Raw genomic sequence first — 18,208 nt, 5'->3', positions numbered from 1 at the left:
TTATTTAGATGTGAGATGTGAGATATGAGATTTTAGACGTTTCTGCCCAATCTCAAATCTCAAATCTCATGTCTCAAATCTTATTAATATTTACTTGAAATCTCTTTTGCTACGGTATCTAATACACCAGTAATGGTATCGTCAAATTTACCAGCTTTTAATGCCGCTAAAGTTTCCGGATGACGTAATTCCAATTGGGTTAAAAATTCAGTTTCAAATTCTTTTACCTTGTTAACCGGAACACTACGCATTAAGTTTTTAGTACCAGCGTAAACAATTGCAACTTGTTTCTCAACAGTAAATGGAGAGAACTGTGCTTGTTTCAACATTTCTACGTTACGTGCACCTTTATCTAATACCGATTTAGTTGCAGCATCTAAGTCAGAACCGAATTTAGAGAAAGCCTCTAACTCGCGGTATTGAGCCTGATCTAACTTTAAAGTACCTGCTACTTTTTTCATTGATTTGATCTGCGCGTTACCACCCACACGTGATACCGAGATACCTACGTTAATTGCAGGACGGATACCAGAGTTGAACAAGTTCGACTCTAAGAAGATCTGGCCATCGGTAATCGAAATTACGTTGGTTGGAATATATGCAGAAACGTCACCCGCTTGTGTTTCGATAATCGGAAGTGCAGTTAATGAACCACCACCTTTAACGATATGTTTAATCGACTCAGGTAAATCGTTCATGTTTTTAGCGATATCATCGTTAGCGTTGATTTTCGCAGCTCTTTCCAATAAACGACTGTGTAAGTAGAAAACGTCTCCAGGATAAGCTTCACGGCCCGGTGGACGACGAAGTAATAGAGATACCTCACGGTAAGCTACAGCCTGTTTAGATAAATCATCATAAACAATTAAAGCTGGTTTACCTGTATCACGGAAAAATTCACCAATTGCAGCACCTGCAAACGGAGCATAGAACTGCATTGGAGCAGGATCTGCAGCCGAAGCAGCAACAACAACTGTATATGGTAAAGCACCGTTTTCTTCCAATGTACGTACAATGTTGGCAACGGTAGAGTTTTTCTGACCGATAGCTACATAAATACAGAACACAGGCTGGCCTGCTTCATAAAATTCTTTCTGGTTGATAATGGTATCGATACAAACGGCAGTTTTACCAATCTGACGGTCGCCGATAACCAACTCACGCTGACCACGACCGATTGGAATCATCGCATCAATTGCTTTAATACCTGTTTGTAAAGGCTCGTTTACCGGCTGACGGTAAATTACACCTGGTGCTTTACGCTCTAAAGGCATTTCGTAAGTTTCACCCAAGATTGGTCCTTTACCATCTAAAGGCTCACCTAAAGTATTAACTACGCGGCCAAGCATACCTTCACCAACTTTAATAGAGGCAATTTTTTTGGTACGTTTAATGGTATCACCTTCTTTGATTTCGTCTGAAGCACCCAAAAGTACCACACCAACGTTATCTTCTTCAAGGTTTAATACAATACCTTGCAGGCCGTTTGCAAATTCAACTAACTCTCCCGATTGAACTTTAGTTAAACCGTAAACACGGGCAATACCGTCGCCCACTTGCAACACGGTACCAACTTCTTCCAGTTCGGTTTCTGATTTGAAGCCCGCCAATTGCTGTCTGATAATTGCCGATACTTCGTCTGGTCTTACCTCTACCATAATTTTACTTTATATCTTTTTATAAATGTTTAGTGCTTAGCGCATGGCGCTTGGCGTTTTCCGTGCCATACGCTTATCGCAATACTCTTGTGTTTGGCGGTTTGCGTTTGGCGTTTTACCGCCAACACTTACGCTTCACTATATTTTTTTAGGCATTTTGCGAATCAACGCTAAACGCCTCACGCAAAACGTTATCCGCTATTGCGCAAATTCTTTTTTAAGTTTACTTAAACCGCTGGCAATACTTGCATCAAATTGCTTATCACCAACTTTTAATATAAAACCACCGATCAGTTTCTCGTTAATTTTTTCGTTAACAATAACCTGGTTGGCGTTTAGTTCTCTTTTTACAATTGCTACAATCTGCTCTTTAGCTGCAGGGCTTAAAGCACTTGCAGTAGTTACATCAGCAGTAACAATACCTTTGATTAGGTTATATTGTTGTACAAATTGTTTTGCAGTGGCAAATAAAATCGAAGAGCGACCTTTGCTAACTACAATCTTGAAAAACGAGATGGTTAGTGTACTTACCTTATCTGCAAAAATACCGTTTAAAATACCAGTTTTCTTATCTAAAGGTACAATCGGGTTTTTTAATATTGCTTCTAGTTCAGGGGTTTCATCAACCACTTTTTCAAACAAAACCATATCATTATAAGCGGATTCTAACGCGTTGTTTTCAACGGCTAAGTCGATTAATGATTTGGCGTATCTGCTTGCAACTTTAATTTCTGACATATTCTTAGGTGTGAGATGTGAGATGTGAGATGGAAGATGTGAGAACGAATCTCCTATCTAATATCTAGTGTCTCAAATCTATTTTCTCAAACTAGTTTAATTCAACGTCTTTTAATAAGTTAGCTACTAAAGCTTCCTGTTTGGTTTTATCATCTAACTGAGTACGCAAAACACGTTCTGCAATTTCTAATGATAACGTAGAAACCTGATCTTTAACTTCGGCTAAAGCTGCTTTCTTTTGGTTTTCGATCTCGATTTTAGCTTTCTCGATCAATTTAGCACCTTCAACCTGAGCCTGTTTTTTAGCTTCGTTTAAGATACCATCTTTCAAGGTTTTAGCTTCCTTTAAAATCTCATCACGTTCAGCACGCGCCTGTTGCATCAAATCCTGATTCTGGCTGGTTAAACGTGCCATTTCCTGCTTTGCTAATTCAGCTTTGTTAAGGGCTTCATCAATGCTTTGCTCACGCTCGTGAATTGCACCTAAAATAGGTTTCCATGCAAATTTTCTAAGTAAGATCAATAAGCAGATGAATGCTAACGACGTCCAAAAAACCAATCCTATGCTTGGGGTTACTAATTCCATTTTTATCTAATTTTTAAAAACAATCTTTTAATAGGGCTGGGTAAATAACCAATCGTTAAATACCCAACCTAATTTCTTCAGTGATTATTAACCGTTTAAGCCTAATAATGCAACTACCACACCGAATAAAGCAGCACCCTCGATAAGGGCAGCAGCAATAATCATTGCAGTCTGAATTTTTGATGCAGCTTCTGGTTGACGAGCAATACCTTCCATTGCTTTACCACCTACTTGACCGATACCGATACCTGCACCGATTACTGCTAAACCGGCACCAATTGCCGCGATTGAACCTACCATAACTAATTTAATTTATATTAATTTGTAAAAAATAGTTTTCTGTTAATGATGTTCTTCTACTGCCATACCAATAAACAAGGCAGTTAATAATGTAAAAATAAAGGCCTGTAAAAACGCTACCAGTAATTCCAGTACATCCATAAACAATACGAATGCAACTGAAACGGGAGCAATAGCCAATGTTTCGAAAATAAATATTAAGGAAATTAAACTTAATACGATAATGTGACCTGCAGTAATGTTTGCAAACAAACGAACCATTAAAGCGAAAGGCTTAGAAATAATACCAATCACCTCAACTACTACCATTAAAGGCCATAACCAAAATGGAACATCAGGTAAAAAGATGTGTTTCCAATAGTATTTATTACCATTAATGTTAACAATGATCATGGTACCTAAAGCCATAACAAAAGTTAAAGCAATATTACCGGTTACGTTGGCACCACCTGGGAAAATCGGAACTAAACCTAATAAGTTGTTAAATAAGATAAAGAAAAACGTAGTCAATAAATAAGGCATAAATTTAGCGTACTTATGACCAATGTTTGGCTTAGCAATATCATCTCTAACAAAAATGATAATCGGCTCAAAGAAAGACTGCAAACCTTTTGGCGCTTTACCAACACGTTTTTTATAAGCTCTGGCCACAGCAGCAAACACTATTACAATTACGAATATAGCGACAAACATTGCTGCTATATTTTTGGTAATAGACAAATCGATTACTGTATCAGATGCATTTTCATCAATCTGACCATCTGCACCAACAACTTTAATATTTTTATTAAACATATCTTTCGACATGCTTTGCTTTAAACCTGTTACCAGGCGGTATTTATTGTATTTTCCTTGATAATCTTCTTCGCCGTGATGAAAATGAGCTGAAGAAAACACTTCCAAACCATTAGCTGTATATAAAATTACCGGAAGAGGCAACGAAGTATGTCCCCAAAGGTGCCACACATGCGAATCAGCAATGTGCTCCATAATTACTTTGGTAGGCTCGAATTTTTCTTCACCGTGTTTAGCATCAGCGCCGTGCTCGCCAGAAACTGCATGAGCAGATTCGACAATAGCACTATCAACAGGTACAACAGCGCTATCAACTTGAGCGAAAGTATCAATTTTGATAGATAAAAACGCGATTAAAAGCGTAAAAACAATAGTTAGCCTTTTAACTTTAGACACAAAAACTCGGTTACAATCCATTTATTGGCAGTTTTTTACTTTAAATTTTGGTGGCGCAAGTTACGTAACAAACAGTAAATTTCAAAGGCCGTAAACAATAAATATAAAGAAAAAAAATTAAGCAGAAATACAAGCCCAATTCCCTTTGCTTTTATACTGTAAATCAGCACAAAAGCCATACAAAAAATCATCTTCACTGCAATTGATCCCATAATAGCCATAATACCCACTTCAGGATCCCGTTTTACACCAATATCTACCAACATGTAAGCGATGTAAGTAATACCGGCCAAAAAGCCGAACATCACCCAAAAATTGTTCACAAGAAGCTGTTTGTCGGGAAATAATAAAGGTAAAACGGCAACAACGCCTATCAATAAGCCTACGAAGATGAAATAGATACTGGTAAATTTGGCTAGAGTCAATGGAATAATTTCTTAGCAGATAAAAACTTTTGCAAAGATAAGGTTTTTAGGATCAAGTAACTAATGAAGATTGGTTAATTGCTAAATTGTTAGTTTGGTTAACTGTTTGAACTGGTTAATTGGTTAAATTGGATAATTGAGAGAGCTGAGGGCATTGGGCATAGTGTGGAGTTCCATCATCCGTTTTACATTTTACATTTTTTCTAATTGGTTAACTGATGAGAACCGTCAACTGAAAACCGAAAACCGGGAACTGTAAACTACCCCTTCGTAACCTGCCTAATGGCCTGATACAGCGCAATTCCCACCCCTGCCAGCGCAAAAGCTGCCGTAATTAAGTTGGTTTTACTATTTCTGTGTTCGTCAATCTTATAACCGATAAAAGTAAGCAGACCAATTGTAGCGATCATCTGGAAACCAATGGCAGAATATTTAGCAGCTGCATTTACCTTTTTCTTTGTATTTTCTTCTTTTGGTTTTTCCATTTTTTAATGCAATAATTAAATTAACTTTGGGATAATTAAAATTTGTTGCCAGATAAAATATTTTTCTATATATATTGTTTACTGTATATCAACTTAAAGAGATTTAACATCATTGAAAAAAAACGCGAACAAAAACTTAAATCCCTTCATCCTCCTTTTTAGCGCGCTCCTCATTTATGGTTGTGTTGCAAATAAAGATACCGCAATAGACCGTAGGTTTCAAAACTTAACGGCAAGGTATAACTATATCTATAACTCTAATGTTTTACTTACCGAATATAATGAGAGTTTATTGCAAAGTTATGCAGATAATTACGAAAAAACACTGCCTGTTTACCTCGATCCTGAGCCACAGGTAAATCTGGTGCTTACACCGGGCGTTGCCAATAAACAGCTTGATGATGTGATTACCAAAGGTCAAACCATCATTAACGATAAAAGTTTCAGTAATTATATCGATGATGCCTATATGCTTTTGGGCAAGGCAAACTATTTAAAGGGAAATTATTTTATCGCGTCAGAATATTTCGACTATACGGCAAAAACCTATAACAGCGACCTTAAAACGTTCATTATGGCCATGAACTGGAAAGCACGGAGCCAAATGCAGTTGAATAATATGGTGCTGGCCGATAAAATAATCGATACCATGTTACGCGCTTCTGATCAGTTAAAAAAAGATCTGGCCGAACCTGTGGCCACAGCTGCCCAGATGCGCATTTACCAGAAACGGAATAAAGAAGCCGTTTTATTTTTAGAATCTGCCATTGCCCTACCGGCAGAAAAGCAGTTGCGCATCCGTTGGCGCTTTATTCTGGCACAGTTGCAGGAAAAAGAAAAAAACATCGAGGATGCCTATGCCAATTTCACTAAAGTTGAAAAGAGCAATGCGCCTTTCGAAATGTATTTTCACGCCAATTTAAACCGGATTAAGCTAAAAGCATTCCTCAGCGGAGTAAAACTGAATAAAGAAGACCAGTTGCTGGCTTTATTAAAAGACGATAAAAACTTCGATTATACAGATCAAATCTATTATCAGGTTGGCGAACTTTTCTCTGCAGAAGGAAATTTTATAAAAGCAGAAGAAAATTACCATAAATCGGTTGCAAAAAGTACAAGAAACCAAACCCAAAAAGCATTATCATATTTAAGGATTGCAGATTTAAACTTTAAAGAGTTTAATAACTACATCAAAGCAAAACTGTATTATGATAGTACGGTAATGATTTTACCTAAAAATTTCCCTGATTACGATAACATTGTTAAAAAAGCCGATAATCTTCAGTATTTAACCGATCGATATACCATTATTGCCAGAGAAGATACAGCCCAGGCCATTGCAAAACTCCCAGCCGACCAACGCGAGGCTAAAGTAAAAGCTTATTTAACTCCAAAAGTTGAGGTGGCCAATACCGGAGGCGTAATCAACAATCAATTTTTAAACGATCCAGATTTTCCAAACAAGAGCTTAAATACCGGCAATAATGTTGCAGGAAGCACCTTTTATTTTAATAACAATGCTGCAATAAGTAGCGGGTTCGGCGATTTTAAAAAACGTTGGGGGAACCGTCAGTTTGAAGATAACTGGCGCCAGAGTGTGCGCTCATCGGCACAGGAAACTAGTCAGGTTTTAGCCGGAGGGAAAGTAGCCACGGATAATATTACCCCGGCAAACGGACAAACCAATACGGCGGCTTCGGATCAGACTTCGTTAGAAAAACAGTTTTCAGATGCTTTGCCCGTTACCCCTGCGCTATTGGCTACATCCGATCAGAAAATTATTGATGCTTATTTCGAAATCGCCAGTTTTTACCAGCAGGAACTTAATGATAAGCCAGAAGCAAATAAAATATACCTCGAACTGATTAAAAGATATCCTGATAACAACCATTTAGTAGCCATTTACTACAGTTTATACCTCAATTACAAAGGTACTGATGAAGTAAAATCCGATCAGTACAAACAATTGGTACTGACCAAATTCCCTGAATCTAATTTCGCGAAGAATATTTTAGACCCATCTTATTCGGCTAAACAAACGCAGATGGAAAATATTGCCATCAACAACTACAATGTTGCTTTTGATGCTTATGCGAAAAAAGATTATCCAAATGTGGTAAAACAGGCAGATGATAATATTTCAGCTTTCCCCAATAACGATCTGGCGCCACAATATGCTTATTTAAAAGCCATTGCAGTTGGCCGTACTGCCAAGGTTGATGCCTTACTTACTGAATTTAACCTGATTACCACCAATTATCCAAACGATAAAATTATTACCCCACTGGTTCGCGATCATTTAAAATACATCGAGACTAATCTGGATGAATTTAAACAAAGACCGGTTGCCCTTATCGATTTTGATGCCAACGAACCCCGCTTCGTTAGTCAGGCCGCCCCAATCGCCGTACCGACAAAACCGCTTGTGGTTGAAAATCCTGTAACAAAACCAGCTGAACCAGCCCCGGTTGTGAAACCTGTTGAAGTTAAACCAGTCGATCCAACCAAACCTGCCAGCATTTTCAGTTCGGCAAAATCAGAAGAATATTACTATGTAATCGACGTGGCCGATGCTACTTTAACCTTAAGCTCATCACGTTTCGGAATAGGCCAGTTTAACCGTGGAAATTACCCCGACAATGATTTGGTACACAAATTGGTGGAGCTGGATAACGATCAGCTGATTTATGTGACAAGTTTTATTGATCTTGAAGATGCGAAAATTTACGAATCAAGCATTACAGGGCAGTTAAAGAACATTATGAAAGTTCCGGCTAACCTATATAAAGGCTTTATCATCAGTAAAGAAAACTTCGAAAAGCTAACAGACCGGTCGCGGATTAACGAATACCTGGAGTTTTTAAAAGACAACTACAAATAAATATAGAAGGCATTTAGACTTAAGTCTGAAAATTGATTCTATAAAAATTAATAAATTTGCATCCAAAATTGCCATTCTGGTGATTTTGGAAAATAACAACACAAAATGAATAAATCCCTTTCTGCACAAGAAACAAAAAGATATAGTTTAATCATCTGGAAATTACTGATTGGGGGAATTGCCCTTTTCGCTATTTTTATTTCGATGATTGGTCTGGGTTTATTTGGAGCCCTTCCCTCTTTCAGGGATATTGAACACCCGAAAAGCAACCAGGCATCCGAAATTATTGCCGAAGATGGCCGTCCATTGGGTACTTATTTTGTTCAGAACAGATCGAACGTTACCTATAAAGATATTTCCGAAAATGTAATAAACGGTTTAATTGCCACAGAAGATACCCGTTTTAAAGAACACTCGGGGATCGATTTTAAACGTACGTTTTCTATTATCGGTTACAATTTAATCGGTAAAAAACAGGGGGCAAGTACCATTACCCAGCAATTGGCTAAAAACCTTTTTCCACGCGAATCGAACCTGAACTTCTTCTCTTTGGTGTTAACCAAATTTAAAGAATGGATTGTTGCTGTTAAACTGGAAAGGAATTACACCAAAGAAGAAATCATCACCATGTATTTAAACACGGTCGATTTTGGTAACCAGGCTTATGGCATTAAATCAGCCGCTAGGGTTTATTTCAACACTACTCCCGATAAACTTACCCTAACGCAGGCCGCGACTTTAGTAGGCATGCAAAAAGGGATTACCATGTATTCGCCAACCCGCCATCCTGAGCGTTCGAGAGACCGCAGGAACACGGTAATGGCAATGATGGTTAAATCTGAGCTTCTAACCCAACAACAATTTGACGAAGAAAAAGACAAACCTTTAAACCTGCATTTTAATGCAGCAACGGTTAATGATGGTATTGCACCTTATTTCCGTTCGGTATTAAAGAATGATATCAAAACCATTTTCCAGGAGCAGTCGATTACCAAACCGGATGGAACGCCGTATGATTTAGACCGCGATGGCTTAAAAATCTATACCACATTGAACTACGATATGCAGGTGTATGCCGAAGAAGCGCAAAAGGAATACATGAAAGTGTTGCAGGCACAGTTTATTGCAAGCTGGAAAGGCAGAAATCCGTTTAAAGATAAAGCATTGCAGATTGAACAGGGTATTAAAAGATCTGATCGTTATAAATCATTAAAACTGGAAGGTAAATCGGACGAGGAAATTACCAGCGATTTCAACACTAAAACCGAAATGACCATTTTTACCTGGAAAGGTAATATTGATACGGTTATGAAACCGATCGACTCTGTGCGTTATTATAAAATGCTTTTGCGTAATGCTATGATGACGATGGATCCGACTAACGGACATGTAAAAGCATGGGTGGGTGGAATTAACTACGAGCATTTTAAATACGATCAGGTTAAAATGGGAACCCGTCAGGTTGGTTCAACAGCAAAACCGTTTACGTATGCGGTAGCCATTGAAAATGGTTATTCGCCATGTTATACCGTGCCAAACGTTCCGGTAACCATAGATGGTTATGGAGAACCCTGGACGCCAAGAAACTCGGGCAAACCACTACCAGGTAGTATTACCTTACAAAAAGCGTTGGCCTACTCTCAAAACTTTGTTACCGCTTATTTAATGAAACAGGTTGGTCCCGTGGCTGTATCTACATTGGCTACTAAAATGGGTATCCCCAATGTTCCGGCCTTTCCTTCAATCTGTTTGGGCACATTTGATTCTTCTGTTTATAATATGGTGGGCGCTTACGGTGCTTTTGCCAATAAAGGAACCTATACCAAACCGATTTATTTATTGAGAATTGAAGATAAGAATGGCGTGGTATTATTTTCTCAAAAAGAAATACCAAAACCAATTATGAGCGAGGAAGTGGCTTACGTAATGACAAGAATGCTTAAAGGTGTGGTAACGAACGGAACCGGATCAAGGCTGAACTATAAATATAAAGTTAATGCACCAATCGGGGCAAAAACCGGTACCACTCAAAATAACTCCGATGGCTGGTTTATGGCCATTACCCCACAATTAGTAACCGGTATCTGGACGGGTTGCGAAGACAGGGCATTCCACTTTATCAGCACAAGCCAGGGTGAAGGTGCCAATACCGCCCTCCCTATTTTTGCAGGCTTTATAAAAAGGGTATATGCCAATCCGGCTTTAAAAATCAGTCATGCCGATTTCGAAGCGCCAAAATCGGGTGTTTCAATTACATTTGATTGTAACCAGTACCAGCAACAGGAAGAAGGTACCACTGAGCTTGATGAGAAGTTGGGATTTTAACTCTCAGGTTCTGCGTGAAGGATAGCAGTGGAAATCCTTTTGTTGCAAAATTGAGCGCAGCGAAAATGCAACAAAAGATTGTAACGGATAGCCTGACCCTTTGTGCAGCTTAGGGGCACGCCCAAATTATAAACACACTAAATTGGTTCATTATTCAAAATTTTCCCTCTCCATATCCTATTTTTGTAAGTAATGAGCAGTTTCGACCATAAAACAGCATTAACCGCAATTCCACATAAACCCGGCGTGTACCAGTACTGGGATGCCGATGGAAAGCTAATGTACATTGGTAAGGCGAAAGACCTGCGCAACCGAGTGGGTTCTTATTTTAACAGCGACAGAAACCAGTTTAATGGCAAAACGAGGGTGTTGGTATCCAGGATCCGCAAAATTACCTTTACCATTGTAGATACGGAGATTGATGCCTGGCTGCTGGAAAACAGCCTGATTAAAAAGCACCAGCCCAAATTCAACATTAATTTAAAAGACGATAAAACCTATCCATGGATTATCGTGAAAAATGAAAATTTTCCGCGTATTTACTGGACGCGTAAAGTAATAAAAGATGGCTCAACCTACTTCGGTCCATACGGCTCGATTGGTATGATGCATACCATTTTAGACCTGATTAAGGAAACCTATCCCTTACGTACCTGCAGTTTGCCACTAACGGAGAAAAATATAGATGAAGGCAAATTTAAAGTCTGCCTCGAATACCAGATCGGCAACTGTAAAGGTCCCTGCCAAAATTACCAGACGGAAACCGACTACGATAAAAATATTGCTGAAATTAAGGAAATCCTGAACGGTAAGATCGGAAATGTGATCCGTGACGTAAAAAGCGTAATTAAATCTGCCTCTGAAGATTTGAATTTTGAACTGGCGCATCAATACGCACGGAGGTTACAGGTTTTGGAGAAATACCAGAGCAAATCGACTGTGGTAAACAGCGCCATCACAAATGTAGATGTGGTAAGCATTGCTTCTGACGAGCGTTATGCTTTTGTGAATTACCTGAAGGTAATGAACGGAACAATTATCCAAACGCAGACCATAGAGGTTAAAAAACAACTTGATGAGAGCGATGATGAGATTTTAACCCTGGCCATGCTGGAGTTCAGAACGAAATTCAACAGTACCTCAAAAGAAATCATTGTCCCTTTCGAACCGTCTTTAGAAGATGAAAGTTTAAAATTTACAGTTCCAAAACTGGGCGAAAAGAAAAAACTTTTAGAGTTATCGCAAAAGAATGTGCTGTTCTTTAAAAAAGAGAAACTCAACCAATACGAAAAATTAAATCCCGATTTACGTACCGACCGGATTTTAAGCACCATGCAGAAAGACCTGCGCTTAACGCAGCTTCCGAAACATATTGAATGTTTTGATAACTCCAATTTCCAGGGAAAATATCCGGTTTCGGCAATTGTGGTATTTAAAGATGCCAAACCATCAAAAAAAGATTACCGCCATTTTAATGTGAAAACGGTGGAAGGACCAAACGATTTTGCGACCATGGAAGAGGCTGTTTTCCGACGTTACAGGCGAATGTTAGATGAAAACCAGACATTGCCTCAACTGATCATTATTGATGGTGGTAAAGGCCAGCTTTCGTCGGCAGTGAAGAGTTTAAAATTACTGGGCATAGAAAATAAAGTAACGGTAATCGGTATTGCCAAACGTTTGGAAGAATTATTTTATCCTGGCGATTCTTACCCTTTGTATTTAGATAAAAAATCGGAAACTTTAAAAGTTATTCAGCAGCTGCGTGATGAAGCCCACCGATTCGGAATTACCTTTCACCGTAAAAAGCGCGATCAGGGTACCCTCAAAACAGAACTCGAACAGATTGAGGGAATTGGTAAAACCACTGCTGATAAATTACTTACCCACTTTAAATCTGTTAAAAAAATTAAAGAGGCTACAGAAAAAGAACTTTCAGAAATATTGAACAAAAAACAGGTACTTACCCTGCTGGCACATTTTAAAGAAGCGTAAATCCGTTATGTAAACAATAACAGACGGATGCGTAAAAATGTTAACACTTAATTAATCTTGAATTGGCATAACTTAAATACTTTTTCTATAAATTAGGGCTGTTAATACCAGTAAAATACCCCTGTTTACATGAATAACAACATCCTGGCTACCATTACCAAACTTTTGTTGGGCGTACTGTATTTTAGCGAATCGGAAAGCCCTTTTAAAGTGGCCGATTGGGGCAAAATCGCACCATCAGACTTATTGCAGAAAATTGCAAGTCAATACCACTCTGATCTTTCCAGTTTAAAACAAGTTGATCAGGTTGCCTTTTTCGACCGTCTTATTTCAAAGGTTGATCCATCTGATGCACCAATGGTCGAAAATGCTCAGAAAATAGAAGCACTCCACGCCTTTCTAGAGCAAAACCTATCTAATATTTCAGTAATAAGAGTAGAAGGTGCCAGCAGGATTCCTGTCCTGATTACCGGCTATTTACCAGATGGCACCTGCCTGGTTCTTGAAACCCTCGCTGTAGAAACCTAAGAAAATTATCCCATCCATAAAATAATCCCAAACCAAAACAATGAAAGCATTAAAAAAATTAAGCTTACTGGCCGTTCTATGCCTTGGCCTGGCTGCCTGTAAAAAAGAAAATCAAACGCTGCCAGACTCCGGCCTATTCGAACAGAAATTAAACAGTAAAGCAGTTACGGCAAGCGCCCAGGCTATAGCTGCTGGTTTTCCCGAAACATTCGAATCAGGTACCAAAGGAAGTTACACAACTGCATCGGTTACCTTAAGTAGCGGAAGCTGGAGTCTTAATGATGCCTTAATCGGAAATTTAGCAGCCGATGCTAAAAATGGCAGTCAATCAGTGCGTATTCGCAACACGGGGATATTAAGCATGAATTTTGATGTAAACGGAGCCGATGTAGTTACCATTGCACACGCTAAATATGGTACTGATGCTAATAGTACCTGGCAGCTCTGGTATTCTACCAACGGCGGTTCGAGCTGGCAACAAACGGGCAGTACCATTACCAGTAGCACGACTACATTAGCAACAGCAACTTTTAACCCAGCCATTTCGGGGAATGTACGCTTTCAGGTCCGTAAAATCAGTGGCGGTACAGCCCGAATCAACATCGATGATTTTAGCATTTCGACAGGCGGTGGCACAACCACTCCTCCAACAACCACTCCTGGCGATAATAGCCATCTTTTACTGGGCAATCCGAGTAATGCTGTTGCCAGTATCTCTTATCCCGAAAATTACCTGATGGAACGCACTTACTATTCAAGTTCTTACAGCAAAAGCAGGGCTACACCTAATTGGGTAAGCTGGCACATCGGATCGTCTGACTTAGGCTCAACTCCCCGTCAGGATGATTTCAGGGCCGACAATACTTTACCTGCAGGCTGGTATCAGGTGTCCAGCAGCAGTTATTCAGGTTCAGGATTTGACCGTGGCCATAACTGCCCTTCGGCTGATAGAACAGCTTCAGTAGCAGCCAACTCTTCTACCTTTTTAATGAGCAATATGATGGCACAGGCACCTAATAATAACCAGGGGCCCTGGGCTGATTTAGAAAACTACACGCGCTCTTTAGTAACCGCCGGTAACGAAGTGTATGTAATCTGTGGTTCTTATGGATCTGGTGGTTCAGGAAGCAATGGCGGAACTACCTATACCATTGATAACGGCCGCGTTAATGTACCTTCAAACACCTGGAAAGTTATTGTGGTATTGCCTAACGGAAATAACGATTTAAGCAGAATTACTTCTTCTACAAGGGTAATTACGGTAAATATGCTCAATACCAACGGTTTAAACACCAACTGGAAAACTTATCGCACAACAGTTAATTCAATCGAATCTGCTACAGGTTACGATTTGTTATCGAACGTACCTACATCAATTCAAAATGCAATAGAGGCAGCTACCGATAACCAGTAGAGATCATCAGCCTTTTAATATAAAACGGTAATCCATAGATTGGGTTACCGCTTTTTGTATTATACTATTATGTCACTCTGAAAGCAGTGAATAATAATTTAATAAATTTGCTCAAAAAGCCTTCGTTGCACCGAGGATGACAAGACTAACAAAAGCGTCGTCATCTCGACTGGAACGCAGTGGACTGGAGAGATCTATCTCGCATGAAAAACACTGAAACAGGTTTAGGGTGACGATTTGCCAGAGAGATCTGTCTCTGGATAGGTTTCCGACTGCGCTTGAAATGACGGTATTGTGATGGGAATGCCCCAAATAAGAAAGCTCCGATTTTCATCGGAGCTTTCTATGTAAAATTAATATTCCCAAAGGCCTTGTTCGTAATCAAGAACGGCCTTTTTAATCCGCTCAGACTCGTACAATCTATCTTTAGGATTTGAAATGATATCCCTGATCTTGTTATCTCCAGGATTAGATTCTTTAACAATATAGCTACTGAATAAGCGACGGATAAAGAAATCATCAAAACTTAATGAAGATGCATCATTATTGGTATTGATTAAACGTTTCTTCGTCAAAATTTCCCTTGCTTCAGGATAGTACACCCAAAATACTGGTTGCCATTGTTTAGAAACCTCGTTGAATTTCAAAGGCGCAATACCTACAATGCGTGGTTCGAAAATAGAACGTTTAGTATCAAAAATCCAGTCTTCTTTAATCCTGAACTTCAGGAATAAATCTGCATTAAAATCATTAACAACTGTAGTAACCGTTCCGGTTTTATTATTTGAAACCTCCGCTGTTCCTAATGCTGATTTAGCTGCAGAATCTGCAGACATTGGATTAAGAAAAGCATCATCTTCGTTCAATGCGCTATCAATCGGAGAATAAGCAGTAAGCTCTTCTGATTTAATCGCAGCAATTAAAACATCGATTAACCTTGATTTTGGTGATCTTAATGGTGAATTTACAGTATCGCGTAAATCAATTTCCCTCCAGATCCTTTTTGCGTAAAAAACATCCTCTTCCCTTACATCAGCTAAAGGAACCATTTCAGTACTGTCAATGTCCTTACGGGCATAGAAACCATCTTTAGGCGGAACCTTTAGTTTCTTTTTAGCTGTTTTAACAGGAGCTTTTTTCGCCGTGTCAACTACAGGAGCAGTAACAGCGGGCGCAGCTTTTTTTGGTGCTAACTTAGCAGGCTTTTTTTGTGCAAAAGCAAACGTGGTTAACAAAACTAAAATAGCAATACTTAAAATCCTTTTCATCTTCTTTTTATTTTACACTAAACGCCAATGAAGGTAAAATTCTTTGACGGCCATCAGGACCAACAGAAACAATATCTTCAAAAAACACCCTTGTACCTGGCGTAACCGAGTTAATGGCACCTTTAACAGCACCGGCAAAGCTTCCGCCACTACCAGCAACGGTAATCGCATCCGAACGAGGTTTGATAATCGTTAATTTATAACGCTGAATCTTAAATTTAACATCGAAAGGAAAATCATCCAAATCTGCTTCAATTTCCGATTCACTTTTTAACTGTACCGAAGCTACATCACCTCCAGCGCGGCCACCAACCTTTGCTACCGGAGCAGGAATGGCTTTAACCCTGAATTTTTGTGAACCTAAGCTTACCGTTTTACCAGCATTACTTGCCGATACATTGATTGATACTTCTGAACCAACCATGCTGCCGGGAACATTTACATTATAGTTTCCGTTACTACCAGACATAGAACCGCCTGAAATAGAAGCACGAACACTTTCTAATGGAAAACCTGCGGCCGATACCGTAAACGGATTGGCAATACCTGCATAAATTACATTCAATTTTGTTGAAGCAACCGATGCCGACGGTTTAGCTACCTGGTAAGTTTGTGGCTGGGTTTTGTATTCTTTAACCTGTCCATCAGTTTGACGCACACGGATAGTACCTACCCATGTAAACTGACCAACGCTGCCCGTACCACCAGTGTACGTTCCTTTACCATCTTTAACCGATAATTTACTTCCGTTAACCGTGATATCAGGAGTTGATCTTGAATCACTTGCGGTTAAAAATACTTCAGCGGTATAAGGCTGTCCCTGGATTACGTAAGAAGTAGGTGCTACTGCAACTGCCGCAAACTGATCTAAGTTAACCTGCGCTTTATCCATATTTCCGAACAACTTTTTAACTACTTCTGCTTCAGCATTTTTAGTATCTGTTTGCAGTTTAGTTAAAATGGTCATTGCAGCAGTTAATGGCGTTCCCTCACCGAAGTAAGTTTCCTGCCAGTTACCTTTTCTTTTTCTCGCAGGATCTTTTGCTTCAAGAGAGAATGCAACACCTGCCCTATCCGCAGGATCTAATAAAGAAATCAGTTTTTCGCGTGTGGCGTTAATTCTTTTCTTTAATTCGTCTGCTTTCTTTTGATTGATCATGATATTCTGAGCAATATCCTGATTTGATCTGTTCACCAGGTCGTCGGTTTCAGGGTCTATTCCGTCACCAGCCTGGGTAAATTCTTTTTTAATGCTTTCAATGTAATTATTTAATTCATCAGCAGCCTTTTGTGCTTCTTTAGCCTTATCGTAAATAGGCTGCGCACGTGCCGGCTCTTCTTTCAGTTTCGAGTTTTCGAAAGCAGAAAATAACTGATTAATACTTGTATTTACATTGTTTTTAGAAGTATCCAAACTATCGTTGATATTTTTGAATGCATCTAAAATGGTATCTGATACGTTTAAGGCGAGCATGGCCAACAATACCAAATACATGATATTGATCATCCGCTGCCTTGTTGTTTCTTTTCCGCCTGCCATGTTTGATGTAGCTTTTCCTTTAAAAATTAAAAACTAAACAAATTATACACGTGGGCCATTCATGGCCGATAGCATATTGCCATAAATTGCATTAAGTGACGCCAGGTTTTTAGCCAGTTTATTCACCTCTTCTTTAAACTGTTTCGAATCTTCCATCGATTCGTTAAAGTTCTGCATGGTTAACGATAAGTTTGAATAGAATTTATTCATCGATTTTAAATGCGCGCTTGAATCCTGTAATTCCAGTTCGTAAACCGCGTTTAAAGCAGATAAATTCTTCGCCAAATTGTTAACCTGATCGTGGTAAGCCTGAGAATCTACACTGCTCTCGCCCATTGCTTTTAAATTAGCCGTAGCTTTTTCAAAAGACGCGCTCAAATTATCAAAACCAGCTGATGCCGTTTTAATTTTACCAGTAAATTCGTTAGTAGCTGTAGAAGCATCTGCAACATTAGAAATGGTTGCTACTTTATCACCAAACGTACGTAAACCTGTACCTAAACTTTCGATTAGCTCCGGACCGATTTTAGCATCTGATAACATTTTATCTAAAGCTGCCGTGTTCGAAGAAGTTACCGCTGCTACAGGTCTTGCTGATGCTGTTGGTAATTCTCCTTTAAAATCTTCTTTTAATTCAGGGTACACTCTTTCCCATGCTGGTTCTGGTTCTGGTGGGAAAAATCCGGTTAAGAAGAATAAAAATGCTTCCACTCCTAGACCAAGCCCAATCATGTAGTTACCCACAATTCCACCAATGTGTAGAATTTTAAATAACGCTCCGATAATTACAATACTTGCTCCCCATGAAATCGCTACGTGTAACCAGCCTGGTTGTTTCTTTGCTGCCATAAAATTTTGATGTTTTTCTTTAGTT

At 39.1% G+C, this 18,208-nt stretch carries 15 protein-coding genes; 5 read left to right on the top strand and 10 right to left on the bottom strand.

What is annotated here, in order from left to right:
* Positions 1 to 83: 83 nt before the first annotated feature.
* The 7 genes from atpA to ACTJKC_RS17315 form a co-directional block, all read right to left on the bottom strand.
* Positions 84 to 1,658, bottom strand: a complete 1,575-nt coding sequence (gene atpA, locus ACTJKC_RS17345; protein ID WP_344852541.1) for a F0F1 ATP synthase subunit alpha — start codon at positions 1,656 to 1,658, stop codon at positions 84 to 86.
* 198 nt (positions 1,659 to 1,856) lie between these two features.
* Positions 1,857 to 2,396, bottom strand: a complete 540-nt coding sequence (gene atpH / locus ACTJKC_RS17340) for an ATP synthase F1 subunit delta (RefSeq protein WP_344852540.1) — start codon at positions 2,394 to 2,396, stop codon at positions 1,857 to 1,859.
* 91 nt (positions 2,397 to 2,487) lie between these two features.
* A complete protein-coding gene (locus ACTJKC_RS17335; protein WP_123207333.1) occupies positions 2,488 to 2,982 on the bottom strand; it encodes a F0F1 ATP synthase subunit B in 495 nt (164 codons plus the stop codon).
* An 87-nt stretch (positions 2,983 to 3,069) separates the two neighbouring features.
* A complete protein-coding gene (gene atpE, locus ACTJKC_RS17330; protein ID WP_025144011.1) occupies positions 3,070 to 3,282 on the bottom strand; it encodes an ATP synthase F0 subunit C in 213 nt (70 codons plus the stop codon).
* A 42-nt stretch (positions 3,283 to 3,324) separates the two neighbouring features.
* A complete protein-coding gene (gene atpB / locus ACTJKC_RS17325) occupies positions 3,325 to 4,494 on the bottom strand; it encodes a F0F1 ATP synthase subunit A (protein WP_440793847.1) in 1,170 nt (389 codons plus the stop codon).
* A 14-nt stretch (positions 4,495 to 4,508) separates the two neighbouring features.
* Positions 4,509 to 4,898 carry a hypothetical protein gene (locus ACTJKC_RS17320; RefSeq protein WP_244094992.1) on the bottom strand — a complete coding sequence of 130 codons (390 nt, stop codon included), beginning with the start codon at positions 4,896 to 4,898 and terminating at the stop codon, positions 4,509 to 4,511.
* 260 nt (positions 4,899 to 5,158) lie between these two features.
* Positions 5,159 to 5,383 (bottom strand): AtpZ/AtpI family protein, encoded by a 225-nt coding sequence (locus ACTJKC_RS17315; RefSeq protein ID WP_344852538.1) that lies wholly within the window; start codon positions 5,381 to 5,383, stop codon positions 5,159 to 5,161.
* 112 nt (positions 5,384 to 5,495) lie between these two features.
* Between ACTJKC_RS17315 and ACTJKC_RS17310 the strand changes: the two genes are divergently transcribed.
* The 5 genes from ACTJKC_RS17310 to ACTJKC_RS17290 all read left to right on the top strand — a co-directional run bounded on the left by ACTJKC_RS17310 (position 5,496) and on the right by ACTJKC_RS17290 (position 14,526).
* Positions 5,496 to 8,264 (top strand): tetratricopeptide repeat protein, encoded by a 2,769-nt coding sequence (locus ACTJKC_RS17310; protein WP_440793844.1) that lies wholly within the window; start codon positions 5,496 to 5,498, stop codon positions 8,262 to 8,264.
* A gap of 105 nt (positions 8,265 to 8,369) precedes the next feature.
* Positions 8,370 to 10,589 (top strand): transglycosylase domain-containing protein, encoded by a 2,220-nt coding sequence (locus ACTJKC_RS17305; protein WP_440793842.1) that lies wholly within the window; start codon positions 8,370 to 8,372, stop codon positions 10,587 to 10,589.
* 192 nt (positions 10,590 to 10,781) lie between these two features.
* On the top strand, positions 10,782 to 12,584 hold the full coding sequence (gene uvrC / locus ACTJKC_RS17300; protein WP_344852533.1) for an excinuclease ABC subunit UvrC: 1,803 nt from the start codon (positions 10,782 to 10,784) through the stop codon (positions 12,582 to 12,584).
* 129 nt (positions 12,585 to 12,713) lie between these two features.
* Positions 12,714 to 13,112 carry a nuclease A inhibitor family protein gene (locus tag ACTJKC_RS17295; RefSeq protein ID WP_440793840.1) on the top strand — a complete coding sequence of 133 codons (399 nt, stop codon included), beginning with the start codon at positions 12,714 to 12,716 and terminating at the stop codon, positions 13,110 to 13,112.
* Positions 13,113 to 13,152: 40 nt separating this feature from the next.
* Positions 13,153 to 14,526 (top strand): DNA/RNA non-specific endonuclease, encoded by a 1,374-nt coding sequence (locus ACTJKC_RS17290; RefSeq protein ID WP_440793839.1) that lies wholly within the window; start codon positions 13,153 to 13,155, stop codon positions 14,524 to 14,526.
* Positions 14,527 to 14,879: 353 nt separating this feature from the next.
* Here ACTJKC_RS17290 and gldN read toward each other — a convergent pair whose 3' ends face one another.
* Genes gldN through gldL form a run of 3 tightly spaced genes read right to left on the bottom strand, consistent with a single transcriptional unit; the run spans position 14,880 to position 18,183 of the window.
* Entirely contained in the window at positions 14,880 to 15,794 is a 915-nt protein-coding gene (gene gldN / locus ACTJKC_RS17285) for a gliding motility protein GldN (protein WP_440793837.1), read from the bottom strand.
* Between the two features lie 7 nt (positions 15,795 to 15,801).
* Positions 15,802 to 17,334: a gliding motility protein GldM gene (gldM, locus tag ACTJKC_RS17280; protein ID WP_440793835.1), complete on the bottom strand. Its 1,533-nt coding sequence runs from the start codon at positions 17,332 to 17,334 to the stop codon at positions 15,802 to 15,804.
* A 42-nt stretch (positions 17,335 to 17,376) separates the two neighbouring features.
* Positions 17,377 to 18,183 carry a gliding motility protein GldL gene (gene gldL / locus ACTJKC_RS17275; RefSeq protein ID WP_440793833.1) on the bottom strand — a complete coding sequence of 269 codons (807 nt, stop codon included), beginning with the start codon at positions 18,181 to 18,183 and terminating at the stop codon, positions 17,377 to 17,379.
* Positions 18,184 to 18,208: the final 25 nt, after the last annotated feature.

It is taken from the genome of Pedobacter sp. 22226 (assembly GCF_052045455.1).
Lineage (GTDB): Bacteria > Bacteroidota > Bacteroidia > Sphingobacteriales > Sphingobacteriaceae > Pedobacter > Pedobacter jeongneungensis.
The sequence above is the reverse complement of the archived record's forward strand: the minus strand, read 5'-3'. Positions and strand labels throughout refer to the sequence as shown.

What these genes read in the sequence shown, in the direction of transcription:
- ACTJKC_RS17305 (WP_440793842.1), top strand. Translation starts at nt 8,370, where the DNA reads ATGAATAAATCCCTTTCTGCACAAGAAACAAAAAGATATAGTTTAATC.
- ACTJKC_RS17295 (WP_440793840.1), top strand. Translation starts at nt 12,714, where the DNA reads ATGAATAACAACATCCTGGCTACCATTACCAAACTTTTGTTGGGCGTA.
- atpA (WP_344852541.1), bottom strand. Translation starts at nt 1,658, where the DNA reads ATGGTAGAGGTAAGACCAGACGAAGTATCGGCAATTATCAGACAGCAA.
- ACTJKC_RS17335 (WP_123207333.1), bottom strand. Translation starts at nt 2,982, where the DNA reads ATGGAATTAGTAACCCCAAGCATAGGATTGGTTTTTTGGACGTCGTTA.
- gldN (WP_440793837.1), bottom strand. Translation starts at nt 15,794, where the DNA reads ATGAAAAGGATTTTAAGTATTGCTATTTTAGTTTTGTTAACCACGTTT.
- uvrC (WP_344852533.1), top strand. Translation starts at nt 10,782, where the DNA reads ATGAGCAGTTTCGACCATAAAACAGCATTAACCGCAATTCCACATAAA.
- atpH (WP_344852540.1), bottom strand. Translation starts at nt 2,396, where the DNA reads ATGTCAGAAATTAAAGTTGCAAGCAGATACGCCAAATCATTAATCGAC.
- gldM (WP_440793835.1), bottom strand. Translation starts at nt 17,334, where the DNA reads ATGGCAGGCGGAAAAGAAACAACAAGGCAGCGGATGATCAATATCATG.
- ACTJKC_RS17290 (WP_440793839.1), top strand. Translation starts at nt 13,153, where the DNA reads ATGAAAGCATTAAAAAAATTAAGCTTACTGGCCGTTCTATGCCTTGGC.
- gldL (WP_440793833.1), bottom strand. Translation starts at nt 18,183, where the DNA reads ATGGCAGCAAAGAAACAACCAGGCTGGTTACACGTAGCGATTTCATGG.
- ACTJKC_RS17315 (WP_344852538.1), bottom strand. Translation starts at nt 5,383, where the DNA reads ATGGAAAAACCAAAAGAAGAAAATACAAAGAAAAAGGTAAATGCAGCT.
- atpB (WP_440793847.1), bottom strand. Translation starts at nt 4,494, where the DNA reads ATGGATTGTAACCGAGTTTTTGTGTCTAAAGTTAAAAGGCTAACTATT.
- atpE (WP_025144011.1), bottom strand. Translation starts at nt 3,282, where the DNA reads ATGGTAGGTTCAATCGCGGCAATTGGTGCCGGTTTAGCAGTAATCGGT.